Raw genomic sequence first — 16,175 nt, forward strand, 5'->3', positions numbered from 1 at the left:
AAGTCACATCCCTCGGAACCCACTGTACGCGCAGCACCGCACGGCACCGGCGGCCGAATGAGGCCCCGTCGCCGCCCGCCCGGATGGGCGGCGCGGCAACGGGGCCGGGTACGGCTGTTGACGAGGGGTCAGGTGCAGGTGACGGTGGGCCCGGCCCAGTCGGCGTGGTCGTAGGCGTTCTTGTCGCCGGCGTCGGTGACCAGCAGGGTGAGCTGCTGGCCGCCGGTGAGGTCGGCGGTGAGGGGCTTGGGGGCGTCGGCGCCGGTGAGGGTGCCGCTGTCGGCGACCTTGACGCCGTCCAGCAGGACCTGGAAGGTGACGGTGCCTCGGTTGCCGACCTCGTCGTCGATGCCGACGGTCGTGGTCAGGGAGGTGCAGGTGCCGCCGAGGAAGTAGGTGATCTCGGAGCTCGCGTGGGTGCCGAGGCCCTTGGCGTACGTGGTGCCGCCGATCTTCAACGGTGCGCCGTCGCCGGTCGCCGACCCGCCGTTGCTCCTGTCGTGCTCCGGCCGGCCGTAGCCGTTGACGGCGTACTGCGGGGTCAGGTCGGAGACGGAGCTGGCGCCGGCGGCGGGGCCGTGGCCGCAGGAGATCCGGGCGTCGGCCCAGTCGGCGTGGTCGTACCAGAGGCCGTCGCCGCCGTCGGTGACGCGCAGGGTGAGCTGCTGGCCGCCGGTGAGGTCGGCGGTCAGGGGCTTGGCTGCGTCGGCGCCGGTGAGGGTGCCGCTGTCGGCGACCTTGGCGCCGTCCAGCAGGACCTGGAAGGCGACCTTCCCGCGGTTGCCGACCTCGTCGTCGATGCCGACGGTCGTGGTCAGGGAGGTGCAGCTGCCGCCGAGGAAGTAGGAGATGTCGGAGTTCGCGTGGGTGCCGAGGCCCTTGGCGAACTTGGCCCCGCCGATGGACATCGTGCGGCCGTCGAGGCTGCCCTGCTCGCCGTTGCTGAGATTGCGCTCGGTGGGGCCCCAGCCGCCGGCCGGCGGGGCGGACCACACGAGGTCGGAGAGCTGGTGCAGGCCGGTGGTGGGCGCGACCCGGGAGGCGGGGGTGACCCTGTAGACCACCGTGTCGTGCGGGGCGACCTGCGCGCTGATCGTCCCGGTGGTCGTCGAGGTGACGGCCTTGGACCACAGCTCCTCGAGCTGGTGGCCGGTGGCGCCGCCGAGGCCGATCGCCTCGGCGGTGGTGGAGACGGTCGCGGCGGTGAGGGTCTCGTTGGTGAGGGTGACGGCCCGGGCGCCATCGGCGAGGGGCTTGGTCATGACCACCAGGCCGCCGGTGTCGGAGACGACGGTGCCCTGTTGGCCGAGCGGGTCCTGGTCGACGGCGAGGATGTCGGGGTTCTTCAGGAGGTCGACCGTGGCGGCGTCCGCGGTGGCCAGGTTGTTGCCCAGCAGCAGGGGAGCCGCCATCTCGGCCCACAGGCTGAGGTGGGTGCGGGACTCCGCGGGGGTGAGCTTCCCGTTGCCGATCTGGAGCATGTCGGGGTCGTTCCACGCGCCGGGCCGGGCGAGGTGGGCGAGCGGTTGGTTGCTGTGGGCGGTGCTGATCATGCTGGACCAGCTGTTGCCGATGTCCGGCGTGGTGCGCCAGGAGTTGGCGACGGCCGGGCGCCAGGGGTCGACGGGCTGCTGGGCCTCGCGGTGGATGCTGAAGAACACGGGGCGCCCGGTGGCGTCGAGGGCGTCGCGCATGGTGCTGAACGCCTGTTCGGCGTTGACGCCGTCCTCGTCGGCCCTGCACCAGTCGTACTTGAGGTAGTCGATGCCCCAGTCGGCGAAGGACCGGGCGTCCTGCGTCTCGTGCCCGAGGCTGCCGAGCTGTCCCGGGTAGCTGTCCCAGATGTTGGCGCAGGTACGGCTTCCGGGGGTGGCGTAGAGGCCGAGCTTGAGGCCCTTGCCGTGGACGTAGTTGGCGAGGTCCTTGATACCGGAGGGGAAGCGGGTGGGATGGGGCTGGAGGGCGCCGTCCGCGTCCCGGCCGGGGGCCTGCCAGCAGTCGTCGATGTTGACGTACTGGTAGCCGGCGCCCTTGAGGCCCTTGTCGACGATCGCGTCGGCGGCGGCCTTGATCTTGCTTTCGTCGATGTTGCAGCGGAAGGCGTTCCAGCTGTTCCAGCCCATCTGCGGAGTGCGTCCGAGCCTGTTGTCGAGCGCGGCGGCGGGAGGGGCGGTGGCCAGCTGGAAGGCGGCGGTGGCCAGCAGCGGGCTGGTGGCCAGGAGGGCGGCGTAGGCGGTGGCGGTCAGGCGGCGGAGGAGGGTGGAGCGGCGACGCGGCATGTGCGGTCCGATCGGTGGGGGTGGCGGGCGGGCGAGGCGCCGTCTCAGGGCCTCGCCCGCCCGCCGTGCGGGGTGGTGCCGATCAGCCGGTCTTGATGAAGGTCCAGCTCTGGGCCGCGGCGGGGGCCTGCTGGGTGAGGAGTGCGCCGTTGGTGGTTCCGGAGGGGGTGAGGGCGAGGCCGCTGTGCTTGGCGATCAGCTTGTACCTGTCGGCGCCGTCGGGGGTGAGGGTGAACTTCTGGTTGTTCTGGCCGTTGCAGGTGTACTGGATGACCTTCGCGCCGGCCGTCTTGGAGGCGTTGTCGATGTCGAGGCACTTGCCGGTGGTCTTGTGCTTGACGCTGTAGCTGCTGTCGCCGTTGGCGGTGAGGATCCACTCCTGGTTGGCGTTGCGCTTGCGCTCCCAGGTGATCAGCTGCTTGCCGTTGCTGGACGAGCCGCTGTTGTCGAGGACCTGCGAGGGGCTGGCCGCGGAGGTGATGTCGTAGGTGCCGGTGGTCGGGGCCGCCTGGTCGGGGCTGACCGTGCCGTTGGGGGTGATGCGGTACAGGGCGGTGGCGTGCGGGGCCAGGGTCGCGGAGAGCGCACCGGTCGTGGTGGTGGAGGGGGTGCCGTCGGGGGCCCACACGTCACTGACGGTGTAGGTGGGCGCCCCGGCGATGCCGAGCTCGGCGGCCGAGGTGGTCACGGTGGCGGTCGTGTCGGCGGTGTTGGTGAGGGTCACCGACCGGTCGCCGCCCGCGAGTTCACGGACCGTCAGCACCTGGGTGGCGGAGTCGGTGACGATCCGGGCCGCCTTGCCGAGGCTGTCCTGGTCGATGCTGATCAGCTTCTCGTTGGTGAGGACCTTCCTGGCGTCCTCGTTGGCCGCCGCGACCTCGGCGCTGACCGTCAGGGGGTCGGCCATCATCGCCCTGATGTCGTTGCCGGCGATCAGGGGCGCGGCCATCTGGGCCCACAGGGACATGTGGCTGCGCGCCTCGGCCGGGGTCAGGCTCCGGCCGTCCTTGGTGACGCCGACTTCGAGCATGTCGGGGTCGTTCCAGTGGCCCGGGCCGGTCTGCGCACCGAGCGGGCCGGTGACGTGGGTGATGTCCAGGGCGCCCAAGCCGTAGCGCGTGTCGTCCGGGCCGCTCCTCCAAGCGTTCTTGATGTCCTCCGTCGTCCGCCAGAGGTTGGCGATGGAGGACCAGTCGACGGTCGCCCCGGCGTCCTGCTTGAAGTACGAGTTGGGGTTGATGCTGTAGACGATCCGACGCTCGGCCTTCCCGTTGTCGGTGGCGAACTTGGCGGTGGCCCTGGCCAGTTCGTCGCGCATGAGGGCGAACTTCTGCTTCTGCTCCTCGACGTCCGAGGTCCCCTTGCACCAGTCGTACTTCAGGTAGTCGACGCCCCACTCCGCGAAGGTCTCGGCGTCCGTCCTCTCGTGCCCCTGACTCCCGGTGCCGGTGCCGGCGGTCCCCTTCCCGTAGCCGCTGCGCTGGGCGCAGGTCAGATCGGTGGGCACCTGGTAGATGCCGAACTTGAGCCCCTTGCCGTGGAGGTAGTCGCCGAGGGCCTTCATGCCGCTGGGGAACCGGACCGGGTCCCCCTGCAGCTTGCCGCTGGCGTCGCGGTCGGGGTTGAACCAGCAGTCGTCGATGATGACGTACTCGTAGTGGGCGTCCTTCAACCCGCCCGGCTTGGCCATGGCATCGGCGGTTTCCTTGATCAGCTTCTCGCTGATGTTGCAGCCGAAGGTGTTCCAGGTGTTCCAGCCCATCGGCGGGGTGAGGGCGGCCCCGTTGGCGGCGGCCGTGGCCCCGGGGGCGGTGCCGAGCTGGACGCCGGCGACGGAGCCGAGCAGGGCGGCGGCGGCCGCGAGGGTGGTGGTGGCTCGGCGGCGTCTGGTGGCGCCGGGGTGGGGGTGACGGCTCATCGGGACTCCCTGGGTGGGGGTGGGGGGTGGGGGTTGTGAGCGGCGTGGGTCGACCTCGGGGTTCGGACGCGTGTCTGGGGGGACGGTCCGAAGCCGTCAAGAATCAACATGTCCAAATGGAATGGAGCACATGAAATCCCTGTTAAGGATTTCCGTCAAGGCCCATGAGGAAAAGGGTGCGGATTGCGGCCGTTGAATTCCCGTCATTGCGACAATGGGGGTTCTGGGACCGTTCCAATGGCCGGGTTTTTCCGGGATGGAATTCCCCGGATTCACCGGGCCCGGTGCGGGGCGAACCGCTGGCGCGGGTCGCCCTGCTTGCACTCGGAAATGGTCAGCCCGGTGCCGGCGACGATCCGGTAGCCGGGCTTGCCGGGCTCCTCGGCGGTGGGGAGGTGAAGGCACCGGCCGGAGGCCGGGTTGTACAGGGTGCCGATCTGGGGGATCCACTCCTGGTTGGTGCCGCCGTGGCAGTCCCAGAGGACCACCTTGGAGCCCCGGGCCGGGCCGCCCCGGTAGACGTCCAGGCATTTGCCGCCGACGCGGACCGTCCGGTCGGTGCCCACGGTCCACTGCTGCGGGCCGCTGCCGTCGCAGGGTTCGGTCCGCACGGCGGTGCCGTCCGGGTCGGTCGGTCCGTTGCCGTCGAGGCAGCCGACCACGTTGTTGTCCCAGTGGGTGAGCTCGACCGGGCCGGTGGTGGCGGTGGGCGAGCCGAGCGGAGTGACCGTCAGGTTGTCGAACTGGTCGGCGTGGTAGCCGTCGGCGCTCAGGCCGATCATGCCGGTGGTGAAGGCGGTGTCGGTGGCCGATCCGACCGTGCTGCCGTCGACGGCGGCGGTGAGCGTCGAGCCGGAGGCGGTCAGCGCCAGGCGGTGCCAACGGTCCGTGCCGACGGCGGGGACGGTGCCGTGCGCCAGGACGGTGCGTTCGCCCCGTTCCTTGGTGGAGCGGACGATCGACCAGTCCCCGGTGTCGGACAGCTCCAGGGCGTAGGAGTCGACGTAGGCGGGGTGCCAGCCCTGGTAGCCGGTGCGGGCCATCAGCCGGACGGAGCCGGCCTGCTGGAGCAGCGCGTCGGCGGCGACGGTGTAGTCGGCCCAGCTCAGGTCGCCGCCCATGGTGTAGGGGTGGTCGACGTCGTGGTTCTCGTTCCAGACGATCGGCTTGGCCGGTGCCCGCTGGGTGAGGCAGCGTCCGGGGCGGCCGCCGGCGCACGGGGTGGCCTCGTAGGCGCCCTGCTGCTGGGAGAGGTAGCGGGGCTGCTGGTCGAGCTCGGTCCCGTCGAAGTCGTCGGCGTACGGGAGCGGGATGGTGGCGGGCCTCGGGGGTGTGGTGACGGCCCTGCCCTGCCCGGTGGTGGTGGTCAGGGTGTAGACGTGGCCGGGCTCGACGGTCAGTGCGTAGGAGCCGTCGACGGGGGTGAGATCGGCCAAGTGCACCATGTTGGTGGGGGAGTTGAGGTCGTTGACGTCGGTGGTCCAGACGTGCACCGGGCCGCTGGAGAGTCCGTGGGAGACGTCGAGCCGGACGGTCTGCGGGGTGGTCGCGGTGGTGGTCTCGATGACGGTGGAGTAGTCGGAGCCGCCGGGTGACCGCAGGGTCACGTAGCTGCCGCTGTCCGTGGTGCCGCGCAGGTAGCCGGAGCCCTGGTCGAGGAACTTCCAGCCGGGCGCGGTGAATTGGGTGACCTGTGCGGTGGCCCAGGTGTTCTTGCCCACCGTGTAGGCGCCGGAGGCGGGCTGATGGGCCATCACCAGGCCGACGGTGTTGTAGGGCTGGTTCGGGTAGACCGCCGCGACGGCGGGCCAGTTGAGGTGGGCGGTCAGCCGGCCGTCGATGTAGCCGCGGGTGAAGGTGCGGATCAGCGGTGCGGCCCCCGAGGTGAGGTCCTGCGAGCCGTTCTCACCGGCCCAGAGCGGCTTGCCGGAGTCGAGCGCGGCCGCGTCGACCGGGCAGGAGCGCGCCCCGCCGCCGTTGCCGCCCCCGCCGTTGCCGCCCTCGCAGGGGTAGTGGGCGCTGATCACCGAGACGGCGTCGGCGAAGCCGGGATCGGCGAGGACGTCGGTCGCCACCTTCCAGGCGCCGGCTCCCCAGTCGTCCGAGACCACGGTCCGGACGTGGGCGTTGCCGGAGGCGTCCAGGGCGGCGCGCAACTCCTTGAACCAGCCGGTGTTGTAGGCGTTCTCGTTCCAGCCGCCGAGGTAGTCGACGGTCAGGCCCTGCTGCGCGGCGCAGCCGAGCCAGCTGGTCAGGTAGTGGATGGTGTCGGTGGACCAGAAGTCGCCGCCGCCGACCCACCCCGGTGCTCCCCAGCTGAGCGCGGCGAGCTTGATGTCCGGGTTGCGCTGCTTGGCCTGCCGCATCATCCACCACTCGTACCCGGTGGTGCAGTTGACCGCGGTGGGGGTCCGCATGTGGCTGGACTCGGAGCCGTCCGTGGAGTTGGTGTCGCCGCCGATCTCGACCTTGAGGATCTGCAGGTTCGCGCCGTAGCCGGGCTTGAACAGGTAGTCGAGGATCTGCTGTTGCTGCGCGGCGGGGTAGTCGGTCAGCAGGCGGGTGTTGCCGCCCCCGCCGCTGATCGCCCCGATGCCGTCGAAGGTCCGGCCGGGGCTGGAGCCGTCGACGGTGATGGTGGTCTGCGCGAGGGCCGCCGCGGTCGCGGTCGCGGGTGCGGGCGCGAGCACGGGCGCGAGGGCGAGCGAGGCCGCCAGCAGGCCGAGCGGTGCGCGCGGGAGGCGGGAGAGCAGCGGTCTACCGGTTCTGAGCATGGGGGATCCTCGGGAGGATGGCGGCATGGGTGGGGTCGGCGAGACGGCCGGATCGGCTCAATATCAAACAGAAGTCAACGCCGTTTCGAACATGAAACATCGCTCGCCGCACGGGAGTCAACGGAACGGCGAGCCCGGGCCCGCACTACCCATCCGAGCGCTACCCACTACCCGGTGAACCCCTACCCGAGACGGAAACGACACCGGAAAAAGGCACCGGAAGCAGTGGAACGGGGCGGACCTGCGGGGCTTTCATGGAGGAGCACCGGAGGAACCGGCCCTTTGGAACACTCCTCCCGGATCGGTCCTCCCGGCGCATCCGCAGGGACATCACCTGCCCGAACCGCCCCCCGCGGCACCGGACATCGGAACCTCGTGCGCCTCCACGGCGCGGCTCCGGCGTGCCCGCGACCGGGGAGCACAGACCCGGGAGAGCGCCATGCCCCCCATCCTCATCACCGACGCGGCCGCCCTCGGGCCGGTCGTCACCGTCGCGCCCGCCACCGGTCCGGCCACCGTGCACCGCGCACTCGGCCGGGCGGTCTGCGCCGCCGGGGCGGGCCCGGCCTCGGTGCCCCGGCTGCGCGGCTTCGTCCGGACCTGGGCCCGCTGGCAGGGGCTGTCCGAGGGCACCGGGTACACCGCCTGTCTGATCGTCAGCGAGCTGGCGACCAACGCGGTCCTGCACAGCGGGAGCCGTTCGGTCGCGGTGCTGGTCGACCTGGGCCCGGGCGGTCTGCGGATGGTGGTGCGCGACCGCGGGCGGTGGCTGCAGCGGTTCGAGCCGCGGCACAGCCAGGCCGACGACGCCGTCCGGTGCGGACGGGGCCTCGGTCTGGTCCGGGGCCTGGTCGACCGCTGCGTGGTGGCCACCGGGCCGGACGGCACCGTGGTCGAGGTCCTGGTGCGTCTGGAGCCGGCCGACCTCGCTCGTTGCGGGACCGTCCGATGACGGCCGTCGGCCCGGGCTCCGGTCCGGGATCCGGCCCGGGGCCGGGCGGTGGGGCGCGGCTGCCCGAACGGGGCCAGGCGTTCCGGCGGGCCACCCACCGGGCGTTGCTGCTGCACCTGCTGCGGCGGTACGGCCCGGCGACCCGTCAGATGCTCGCCCGGCGCAGCGAGCTCTCGCCGACCACGGTGTCCAGCCTGGTGGTCGAACTGGAGGAGCGGGGGCTGGTCGTCCAGCGGCCGGTGATCCTGGGCCGGGCCGGCCGCCGCCCCTCGCTGGTCTCCTTCAATCCGGCGGCGGGCACCGCGCTGGCCGTCGAGCTGGGCCCGCGCCACCTGGCCGTCATGGTCGGGAGCCGGAGCCAACTCGCCCTGGCGCAGCGGTGGGTGGACCTTCCGCCGGGGCTGTCCCGGCAGGCGGTGGCGCAGGCCGTGCTGGACTGCACCGAGGGCGTGCTGGCCGACACCTCGTCAGGTCCCGAGCTGCTGACCGGAGTCGTCCTCACCGTCGGCCCGCGGACGTACCCGGAGGCGGCGGGGCAGTCGGCCGAGCAGTGGCCGGCCACCCTGGTCCACCTGCTGCGGCAGCGCTGGCGCGTCCCGGTCGAGGTGGTCGGCGGCGCGGCGCTCGCCGCGCTCGCGGAGCACGCCGAGGGCGGGGCGGCGGGTGCGCACAGCCTGCTGCACGTCACCTGGACCGACCGGGTCGAGATGGGCGTCGTCCTCGGCGGGGTGCTCCACCGGGGGCCGACCGGGCGGGCCGGGAGCCTGGGCCACGTGGTGGTCCGGCCGGACGGTGCGCTCTGCCGCTGCGGCCGCCGGGGCTGCCTGGACGCGTACCTGCGGCCTCCGGGCGGGCAGTCGCCCCCGCCGGGAGGGGAGGGCGCCCGGCTGGTGGTGGAGGTGGTGACCACGGCGGCGCTGCTGTACGACCCGTCCGTGGTGGTGCTCGGCGGTGCGCTCGCGGACCCCGACGACGGGCTCGCCGCACCGTTGGCGGCGGCATTGCGGGCACTGCCGGGCGGGGAGTCGCAGCCCGTGCCGGTGAGGTGCTCCACCCTGGGCGACCGGGCCGTCCGGCTGGGCGGGGTGCACCTGGTGCTCTCCCGTCAGAAACCGTCCATTGGAACCGATTGCGCCTCCGTGCCTTGACGGTTCTTCAGCTGTTTGGATCTGATGGTTTTTCCGTACGCATTCCGGTGGGCCGGGCGCGCGATCAGCGCTGCTCCGACGGCCCCTCCGTACGTGATCGGGCGCTGGTCGACGCGCACCAACTTGCCATTCCCACACCGTGGTTGACGCATCATCGGCCCATTGGTCACAAGCTGATCTCGACTGCGGAAGTTGCTTGACCTCGGCGATTCACGCCGCTGTCATATGTTGCATCCCGTAGGGAAATGTTTGGTCCTGTGGGATTCATCCTGAAGGAGCACCTCATGTCCAGAACCCCCAGCCGCACCGCCGCCGCAGCCGTCCTGCTGCTCGGCCTCGGCCTGACCACCGCGTGTTCGACCGGTTCGACCGGCGGGCAGGCCGGCTCGGGCGAGGCCCAGGTCTCGCCGGTCAGCGGCAAGATCTCGATGACGTACCTGCAGAAGCAGGGCGACCAGGAGTACTTCGTCGGTGAGGCCGCCGGAGCACGGGCCAAGGCGGCCGAGCTCGGCGTCGACCTCAAGGTCGTGAACCTGGGCAGCGACGCCAACAAGACCGTCAGCGAGGTGCAGGCGGCCGTCGCGCAGAAGAGCAACGGCCTGATCATCGTGGTGCCGGACCCGGCCGTCGGCCCGCAGGTGGTGCAGGCCGCGAAGGACGCCAAGGTGGCGCTGCTCACCTCCGACGACCAGATCTGTGCCAGTGGCCCCGACCCGGCGGCCTGCGCCAAGGACGACCTGGTCGCCCGGATCGGCTTCTCCGGGCAGCAGATGGGCGGCGAGGTCGGCAAGCGGGCCGCCGAGGAGTTCAAGAAGGCGGGGTGGAACCCGGCCGAGACCCGGACGGTCTCCGCCTGGAAGCAGGACGTCACCGTCTGCGGTGACCGGGTGAAGGCCGCCAAGGCCGCCTTCACCGCCGCCGTCCCCGGCGTGCAGAACATCGACGTGGCGACCGACAACACCCCCACCGGCGCCCAGGACAAGATCGCCGCGACCGTGACGGCCAACCGCAGCGTCAAGAACTGGGTGGTCTGGGGCTGCAACGACGAGAACGTGCAGGGCGGGGTGACGGCGCTGGAGAACGCCGGCTTCAAGGCCGACAACGTCATCGGCGTCGGCCTGGGCGCCTATCTGGCCTGCAAGAACTGGGGCGGCGACAAGCCCTCGGGGATGAAGGCCGCGCTGTTCATCAACGGCAAGGAGGTCGGAGCCCTGGCGGTGCAGACCATGTACGACCGCCTCAAGAACGGCAAGGACTTCCCGAAGGAGGCGTTCGCCTCCACCACCATGGTCGACGCCACGACCTGGAAGTCCGCCGGGGTCAGCTGCAGCTGACGCCCTCTCAGTCGGCCCGTTCCCCCTCCCCGGGGAGCGGGCCCTCGGACCCTCCCGCACGACCGAAGGCGACCACGATGAGCAGAGCCCGCGAAACCAACCCGGACCCCCGACCGCCGACCGCCCCGCAGACCTCCGGCAGCGCCGGGGTGCGGCTCCTCTCCAAGCGCTTCGGTGCGGTGCGGGCCCTGGAGGGGGTCACCCTGGACTTCCCGGCCGGTCAGGTGACGGCACTCATGGGGGAGAACGGGGCCGGCAAGTCCACCCTGCTGAAGATCCTCACCGGCGACCACCAGCCCACCGAAGGCGGCGTGGTCCTGGACGGCCGGCCGGTCCGGCTGGCCTCGCCGACCGACGCCCGCCGCCTGGGCATCAGGATCATCCCGCAGGAGCCGGAGATCATCCCGCACGTCTCGGTCGCCGAGAACGTCTACGCCGGCGCCCTGCCCCGCAAGGCCGGCCGCCGCCTGGACCGGGCCGAGCTGCGCCGCCGGATCACCGCCGACCTGAAGCGCCTGGGCTTCGAGAAGGTCCTCGACCCGGACCTGCTCGGCTCCCGACTCACCCCCGCACAACGCCAGTTGGTGGAGATCCTGCGGGCGCTGACCGGCGAGGCGAAGGTGATCGCCTTCGACGAACCCACCTCCTCGCTCTCCGAGCACGAGGTGGAGGCGCTGTTCGCCCTGATCCGCCGCCTGCGCGACCAGGGCGTGGCCGTGGTCTACGTCTCGCACCGGATGCAGGAGATCTTCCAACTCGCCGACCGCATCGCCGTGTTGCGGGACGGCGCGCTGGCCGGAGTGCAGGACGCCGCCACCACCAGCGAGGGCGACCTGGTGCGCCTGATGGTCGGCCGCGACCTGACCTCGATGTTCTCCCGCACCCGGGTCGCCACCGAACGCCTCGTGCTGGACGTCCGCGGCCTGACCACCGACGCCGTGCGCGGCATCGACCTCAAGGTCCACGCGGGCGAAGTGGTCGGCCTGGCCGGGCTGATCGGCGCGGGGCGCTCCGAGCTGGCCCTCGCGCTGGCCGGTGACCTCCCCGTCCGCTCCGGCACCGCCACCCTCGACGGCGTGCGGCTGCGCCCCGGCCGCCCCGGCGACGCCATCGCCGCCGGACTCGGGCTCGCGCCCGAGGAGCGCAAGGCCCAGGCGCTGTTCCTGCACCGCACCATCCGCGACAACACCACGCTGGTGGTGCTGGAGCGGCTGTGCCGCTTCCGCTTCGTCCGGCGGCGCCAGGAACGGGCGCTGGCCCAGGAGTTCACCGACCGGCTGCGGGTGCGCACCCCCTCGATCGAGCACGAGGTGCGCAAGCTGTCCGGCGGCAACCAGCAGAAGGTGGTGCTGGCCCGCTGGCTGGCCCGCAAACCGAAGCTGCTGATCCTGGACGAGCCCACCCGCGGCATCGACATCGGCGCCAAGGCGGAGATCTACCGGATCATCGCCGACCTGGCCGCCGAAGGCGTCGCCGTCCTGGTGATCTCCTCCGAACTCCCCGAGGTGCTCGGCCTGGCCGACCGGATCGTGGTCATGCAGAACGGCCGGATCACCGGCGAACTCGACCGCGCCGAAGCCACCGAGGAGGCCATCCTCCAGCTCGCCATGGCCGACGACATCGCCCCCGCCCACACCCCTGGAGCACCCGCATGAGCACCACCACCAAGACCCCGCCGGCCGTGGGCGCGCACGCTGGCCCCGCCGAGGGCCGGCTGGCCGTCCTGGCCTCCGTCGGCGGCCAGAACCTCAGCCTGATCGGCGCCCTGGTCGTGGTCCTCGCCCTGTTCGGGACGCTGAACGACAACTACCTCAGCCTCACCAACATGCAGGTGATCGCCGAGGCCGCCACCATCACCGGCCTGCTCGCCATCGTCCAGACCGTCGTGATCATCTGCGGCGGCCTGGACATCTCGGTCGGCTCGCAGGCCGGCGTCGCCTCGGTGGTCTCCGCGATGGCCTTCACCACCACCGGCGGCAACGCCTACCTCGGCATGGCCGTCGCCGTCGTCGTCGGCATCACGGTCGGCCTGCTCAACGGCGCCGTCATCGTCTACGGCCGGGTCAACCCCACCATCGCCACCCTGGCCGGGCTGGCCGCGTACAAGGGCCTGGCCCAACTCCTGTCCGGCGGCCGGGCCCAGGGCTACGTGCTGAACGACGGCGTGTTCGTCTTCCTCGGCCGCGGCCGGATCGCCGGACTGCCGGTGATGGTGTGGATCCTGATCCTCACCGCCGTCGCCGTGCACGTGCTGCTCAAGTACACCGACATCGGCCGCAACCTCTACGCCGTCGGTGGCAACGACACCGCCGCCCGGCTGGCCGGCATCAACATCAACAAGTACCTGATCGCCGTCTACGCCCTGATCGGCACCGTCGCGGCCGTGGCCGGCATCCTGCTCACCGCCCGCACCGGCTCCGGCCAACCCGTCTCCGGCAGCGAGGGGTTGGAGCTCAAGGCGATCACCGCCGCCGCCCTCGGCGGGGCCGCTCTCAAGGGCGGCAAGGGCACGGTGGGTGGCACCCTGCTCGCCGTCGCGCTGCTCGGCGCGCTGGAGAACGGCCTCACCGTCCAGGGCATCAACTCCTTCTGGCAGAACGTCGCCCAGGGCGCCCTCCTGGTGATCGCCGTCGTCATCCAGCAGCGCCGCAGCGGCGAACGCGCCGTCGGCCTGCCCGCCTGATGCTCCCTGAGGCCCGGTGGTGCCCCCGAACCACCGGTCCTCAGGGCCTGCCGACCGAGCTACGGAAGCGTGCGTGACGATGCCAGGCCCCGACCGACCCGAGGCCCCGACGGACCGCCGCACCACCGGAGGATTCGCCTTCGTGGGCCGGGAGGCGGAGCTCGCCCGGCTGCTGGCCGCCGCGCAGGACGGGCCTGCCGTCGTCCTGGTCGAGGGCGAGGCGGGCAGCGGGAAGTCCCGTCTGCTCCGCGAGGCCGTGCCCGGGCTGGAGGCCGTCGGCCTCGCGGTGCTCCGGGGCGGGTGCCATCCGCTGCGCGAGCCGCCCGCCTTCGGGGCCGTCCTGGAGGCGCTGCGGGACGCGCCGCAGCTCCTCCCGGCCGACACCCGGTTCGGCCAGGTCACCGCTCCGCTCGCCGGGTACCTTCCCGGCGCGGTCGGTGATCCGGCCGGTCAGCTGGCGGCCGGTCAGCGGCCGGCCGGGGTGGGCACCCACCGTCAGCAACTGATGCGCGCCGTCCACGAGTTGCTGCGCCTGCTCGGCCCGGTCGCCCTCCTGGTGGAGGACCTGCAGTGGGCGGACGACGACACCCGCGAACTCCTGGTGCTGCTGGCCCGAAACCCACCGGCGCAGCTCCGCCTGGTGCTCAGCTACCGGGCCGGCGAGCTGCCCGGCCACGGCAACGTGCTCGGCGTCCCCTACCGGCGCCCGGTCGGGGTCGGCGGGACGGAGATCGCGCTCGCCGCGTTGACCGAGCCGCAGGTCCGCGACCTGGCGGTGTCCGTCCTCGGCCCGGCCGCCACCGGGGCGCTGGTCCGTCAGCTGTACGAGTGCAGCGGCGGTCTTCCGCTGGCCGTCGAGGAGGTGCTGGGGGAGCTGACGGTCCATCAGGTGCCGGGCCGCCCGCGGGCCTCCGACCGGGCGCCGCGCGCCGTGCGGGAGCTCGTCGCCGAACGGACCGCCCGGCTCGCCCCGTCGGCCGCCGCGGTCGTCCGGGCCGCCGCCGTGCTCGGCCTGCCCGCCGACGAGGACCTGCTCGGCGCGGTCGCCCGGCTCCCGGAGGGCGAGACCGATCCGGCCCTGACCGCGGCCCTGGCGGTCGGCCTCCTGATGGAGACGGACCCGGGCCGCTACGGCTTCCGCCACGTGCTGGCCCGGCGGGCGGCCTACGAGGCGATCCCGGCTCCGCAGCGGGTGCGGTTGCACGCCCGGGCCGCCGAGGTGCTCTCCGGCCACGGGGCTCCCGCCCTGCTGCGCACCGCCCACCACGTCCGGCGGACGGGTGACGTCGCGGCCTGGATCACCACGGCCGGGGCGGCCGCCCACCGTGCCGTGGAGTCCGGGGACGACGGGGCCGCCGCCGTCCTGCTGCGGGACCTGCTCGCCGAGCCGACCCTGTCCAAGGCCGACCGGACCGCCCACGCCCTGACGCTCGCCCGGATCTCCCAGTACCGGGCCGGCACGGCCGACGGGGCCGAGCTGCTGCGCCGGTTGGCGGCGGACCGGGCCCGGCCCGCCGGAGTCAGGGGGGAGCTGCGGCTCGGCCTCTGCCGGGCCCGGGCTCTCGGCCCGGGCGATCCCGCCGCCCTGCTCGCGGAGTTGGAGCAGACGGCCGCCGACCTGGTGGACCGGCCCGGCCCGGCGGCCGTCGCCCTGGCGGAGCTCGCCGCCGTCGGCGTGCTCCGGGGCCCGGGCTCTCGCGAGCGGGCCGTCGCGGACTTGGCGCGCGCCGCCGCCGCGGCGGCCCGGTGCGAGGACGAACTCGCCCGCACCGTCGTGCTGGTGGGCCGGGTCGCGGTGGCGGAGGCGTTCGGCGACCCGGGCGGACCGGGGCTGGTGGCGCGGCTGCGAGGCACCGGACTGCGGCTGCCGGGCCACGGCACGGAGCGGAGTCCGGACCGGAGGATCGAGCGCGAACGGGCCCGGGGCCTGCACCTCGCGGCGGTGGGTGCCTGGGCCCGGGGGCGTGACGACCGGGCCCGGGCGCGTCAGCAGGAGGCGGTCGCGGCAGCCGGGCGTTCCGGCCATCAGCTGGTCCAACTGGCCGGGCTGGCGCTGGAGTTGCAGCTCGACCTCGAGGCCGGCCGGTGGGACGGGCTGGACGGCCGGATCGAGGCGCTGCTGCCGCGGCTCGACGGGCACGGCGGCCTGCGGCTGGAGGCCCTCGCGGTCCGCGCGGCGCTGGACACCGCCCGGGGCCGCTGGGCCGCTGCCCGTCGGGCCCTCCCGCCCCGGGGCGGCCGGTCGGAGCCGCCCGACGGTGTGCCGCGCCGCATCGCCGCGGCCCTGCTGGGCAGGCTGGAGCTGCTGGAGGGCGCCGACACCGCGGCCTGGGCCGCCGTCCGGCCGACGGTCGAGGCCAGTCGCCGTAACGGTCAGTGGAGTTGGGCCACCGGCCTGCTGCCGGTCGCGGTCCGGGCCGCGCTCGCCTGCGGCCTGCGCGAGGAGGCGGAGGGGATCGTCGCCGACGCCGCCCGCGGGGTCGAGGGCCTGGACACGCCGGGGGTGGACGCGGAGCTCGTGCTGGCCCGCGGGCTGCTCGGCGCCGCGGACGACCCCCGGGCCGCGGTGACCCTGCTGGTCGAGGCCGGGGCCCGCTACGGCGCGATCGGCCGGGAGTACCAGCGGGCGCTGGCCGCCGAGGAGACGGCGGCCGTCCTGCTCGGACTGGGCCGGGCCGCGGACGCCGACACCGCCGTGCGCCGCGCGCTCGAGGTCCTCACCCGCCTCGGAGCCACGGCCGACGCCGCCCGGTGCCGCCGGATGCTGCGGGCAAGCGGCCGTCCGGCGGCGGTGCCGCGCGCCCGTCGCGGCGAGGGCGGTCACCTCTCGCCCCGTGAGCGGGAGGTGGCCCTGCTGGTGGCCGACGGCGCCGGCAACCGGCAGATCGCCGGTGCCCTCGCGCTCTCGCCGAGGACCGCCGAGCACCACGTCGCCAAGGTGCTCGGCAAGCTCGGGGTGACCCGCGCGGAGCTGCGGTCCGGGGAATTGCCCGAGATCGAACGGAAAGCCGCGGATTCCCTTCCGGCCCTGCCGCCCCACGCCTGACCATGCATCCAGCTCGTTCGAATCCGTCGGAGTCTGTGCGA

9 protein-coding genes are annotated in these 16,175 nt (G+C 73.1%); 6 read left to right on the top strand and 3 right to left on the bottom strand.

The window, feature by feature from the left end; all coding sequences use genetic code 11:
• Window positions 1–128: 128 nt before the first annotated feature.
• The 3 genes from ACWCYY_RS03535 to ACWCYY_RS03545 form a co-directional block, all read right to left on the bottom strand.
• On the bottom strand, window positions 129–2,279 hold the full coding sequence (locus ACWCYY_RS03535; protein WP_449794955.1) for an NPCBM/NEW2 domain-containing protein: 2,151 nt from the start codon (window positions 2,277–2,279) through the stop codon (window positions 129–131).
• Between the two features lie 82 nt (window positions 2,280–2,361).
• Window positions 2,362–4,197, bottom strand: a complete 1,836-nt coding sequence (locus tag ACWCYY_RS03540) for an alpha-galactosidase (RefSeq protein ID WP_449794956.1) — start codon at window positions 4,195–4,197, stop codon at window positions 2,362–2,364.
• Between the two features lie 272 nt (window positions 4,198–4,469).
• Entirely contained in the window at window positions 4,470–6,971 is a 2,502-nt protein-coding gene (locus ACWCYY_RS03545; RefSeq protein WP_449794957.1) for a ricin-type beta-trefoil lectin domain protein, read from the bottom strand.
• 439 nt (window positions 6,972–7,410) lie between these two features.
• Here ACWCYY_RS03545 and ACWCYY_RS03550 point away from each other — a divergent pair, with 439 nt between their 5' ends.
• From ACWCYY_RS03550 to ACWCYY_RS03575, 6 genes are all read left to right on the top strand, one after another.
• The gene (locus tag ACWCYY_RS03550) at window positions 7,411–7,923 is read left to right on the top strand and encodes an ATP-binding protein (protein ID WP_345283049.1); all 513 of its coding nucleotides are present in this window, start codon (window positions 7,411–7,413) and stop codon (window positions 7,921–7,923) included.
• A complete protein-coding gene (locus ACWCYY_RS03555) occupies window positions 7,920–9,071 on the top strand; it encodes an ROK family protein (protein WP_449794958.1) in 1,152 nt (383 codons plus the stop codon). Before ACWCYY_RS03550 ends, ACWCYY_RS03555 begins: the two co-directional genes overlap by 4 nt.
• 284 nt (window positions 9,072–9,355) lie before the next feature.
• Window positions 9,356–10,405, top strand: a complete 1,050-nt coding sequence (locus tag ACWCYY_RS03560) for a substrate-binding domain-containing protein (protein WP_345283053.1) — start codon at window positions 9,356–9,358, stop codon at window positions 10,403–10,405.
• A gap of 77 nt (window positions 10,406–10,482) precedes the next feature.
• Window positions 10,483–12,060 (top strand): sugar ABC transporter ATP-binding protein, encoded by a 1,578-nt coding sequence (locus tag ACWCYY_RS03565; RefSeq protein ID WP_345283055.1) that lies wholly within the window; start codon window positions 10,483–10,485, stop codon window positions 12,058–12,060.
• Window positions 12,057–13,088, top strand: coding sequence for an ABC transporter permease (locus ACWCYY_RS03570; RefSeq protein WP_345283057.1), 1,032 nt, complete (start codon window positions 12,057–12,059; stop codon window positions 13,086–13,088). Before ACWCYY_RS03565 ends, ACWCYY_RS03570 begins: the two co-directional genes overlap by 4 nt.
• A 79-nt stretch (window positions 13,089–13,167) precedes the next feature.
• A complete protein-coding gene (locus ACWCYY_RS03575; RefSeq protein WP_449795119.1) occupies window positions 13,168–16,134 on the top strand; it encodes an AAA family ATPase in 2,967 nt (988 codons plus the stop codon).
• Window positions 16,135–16,175 lie beyond the last annotated feature (41 nt).

It is taken from the genome of Kitasatospora sp. NPDC001664 (genome assembly GCF_053596675.1).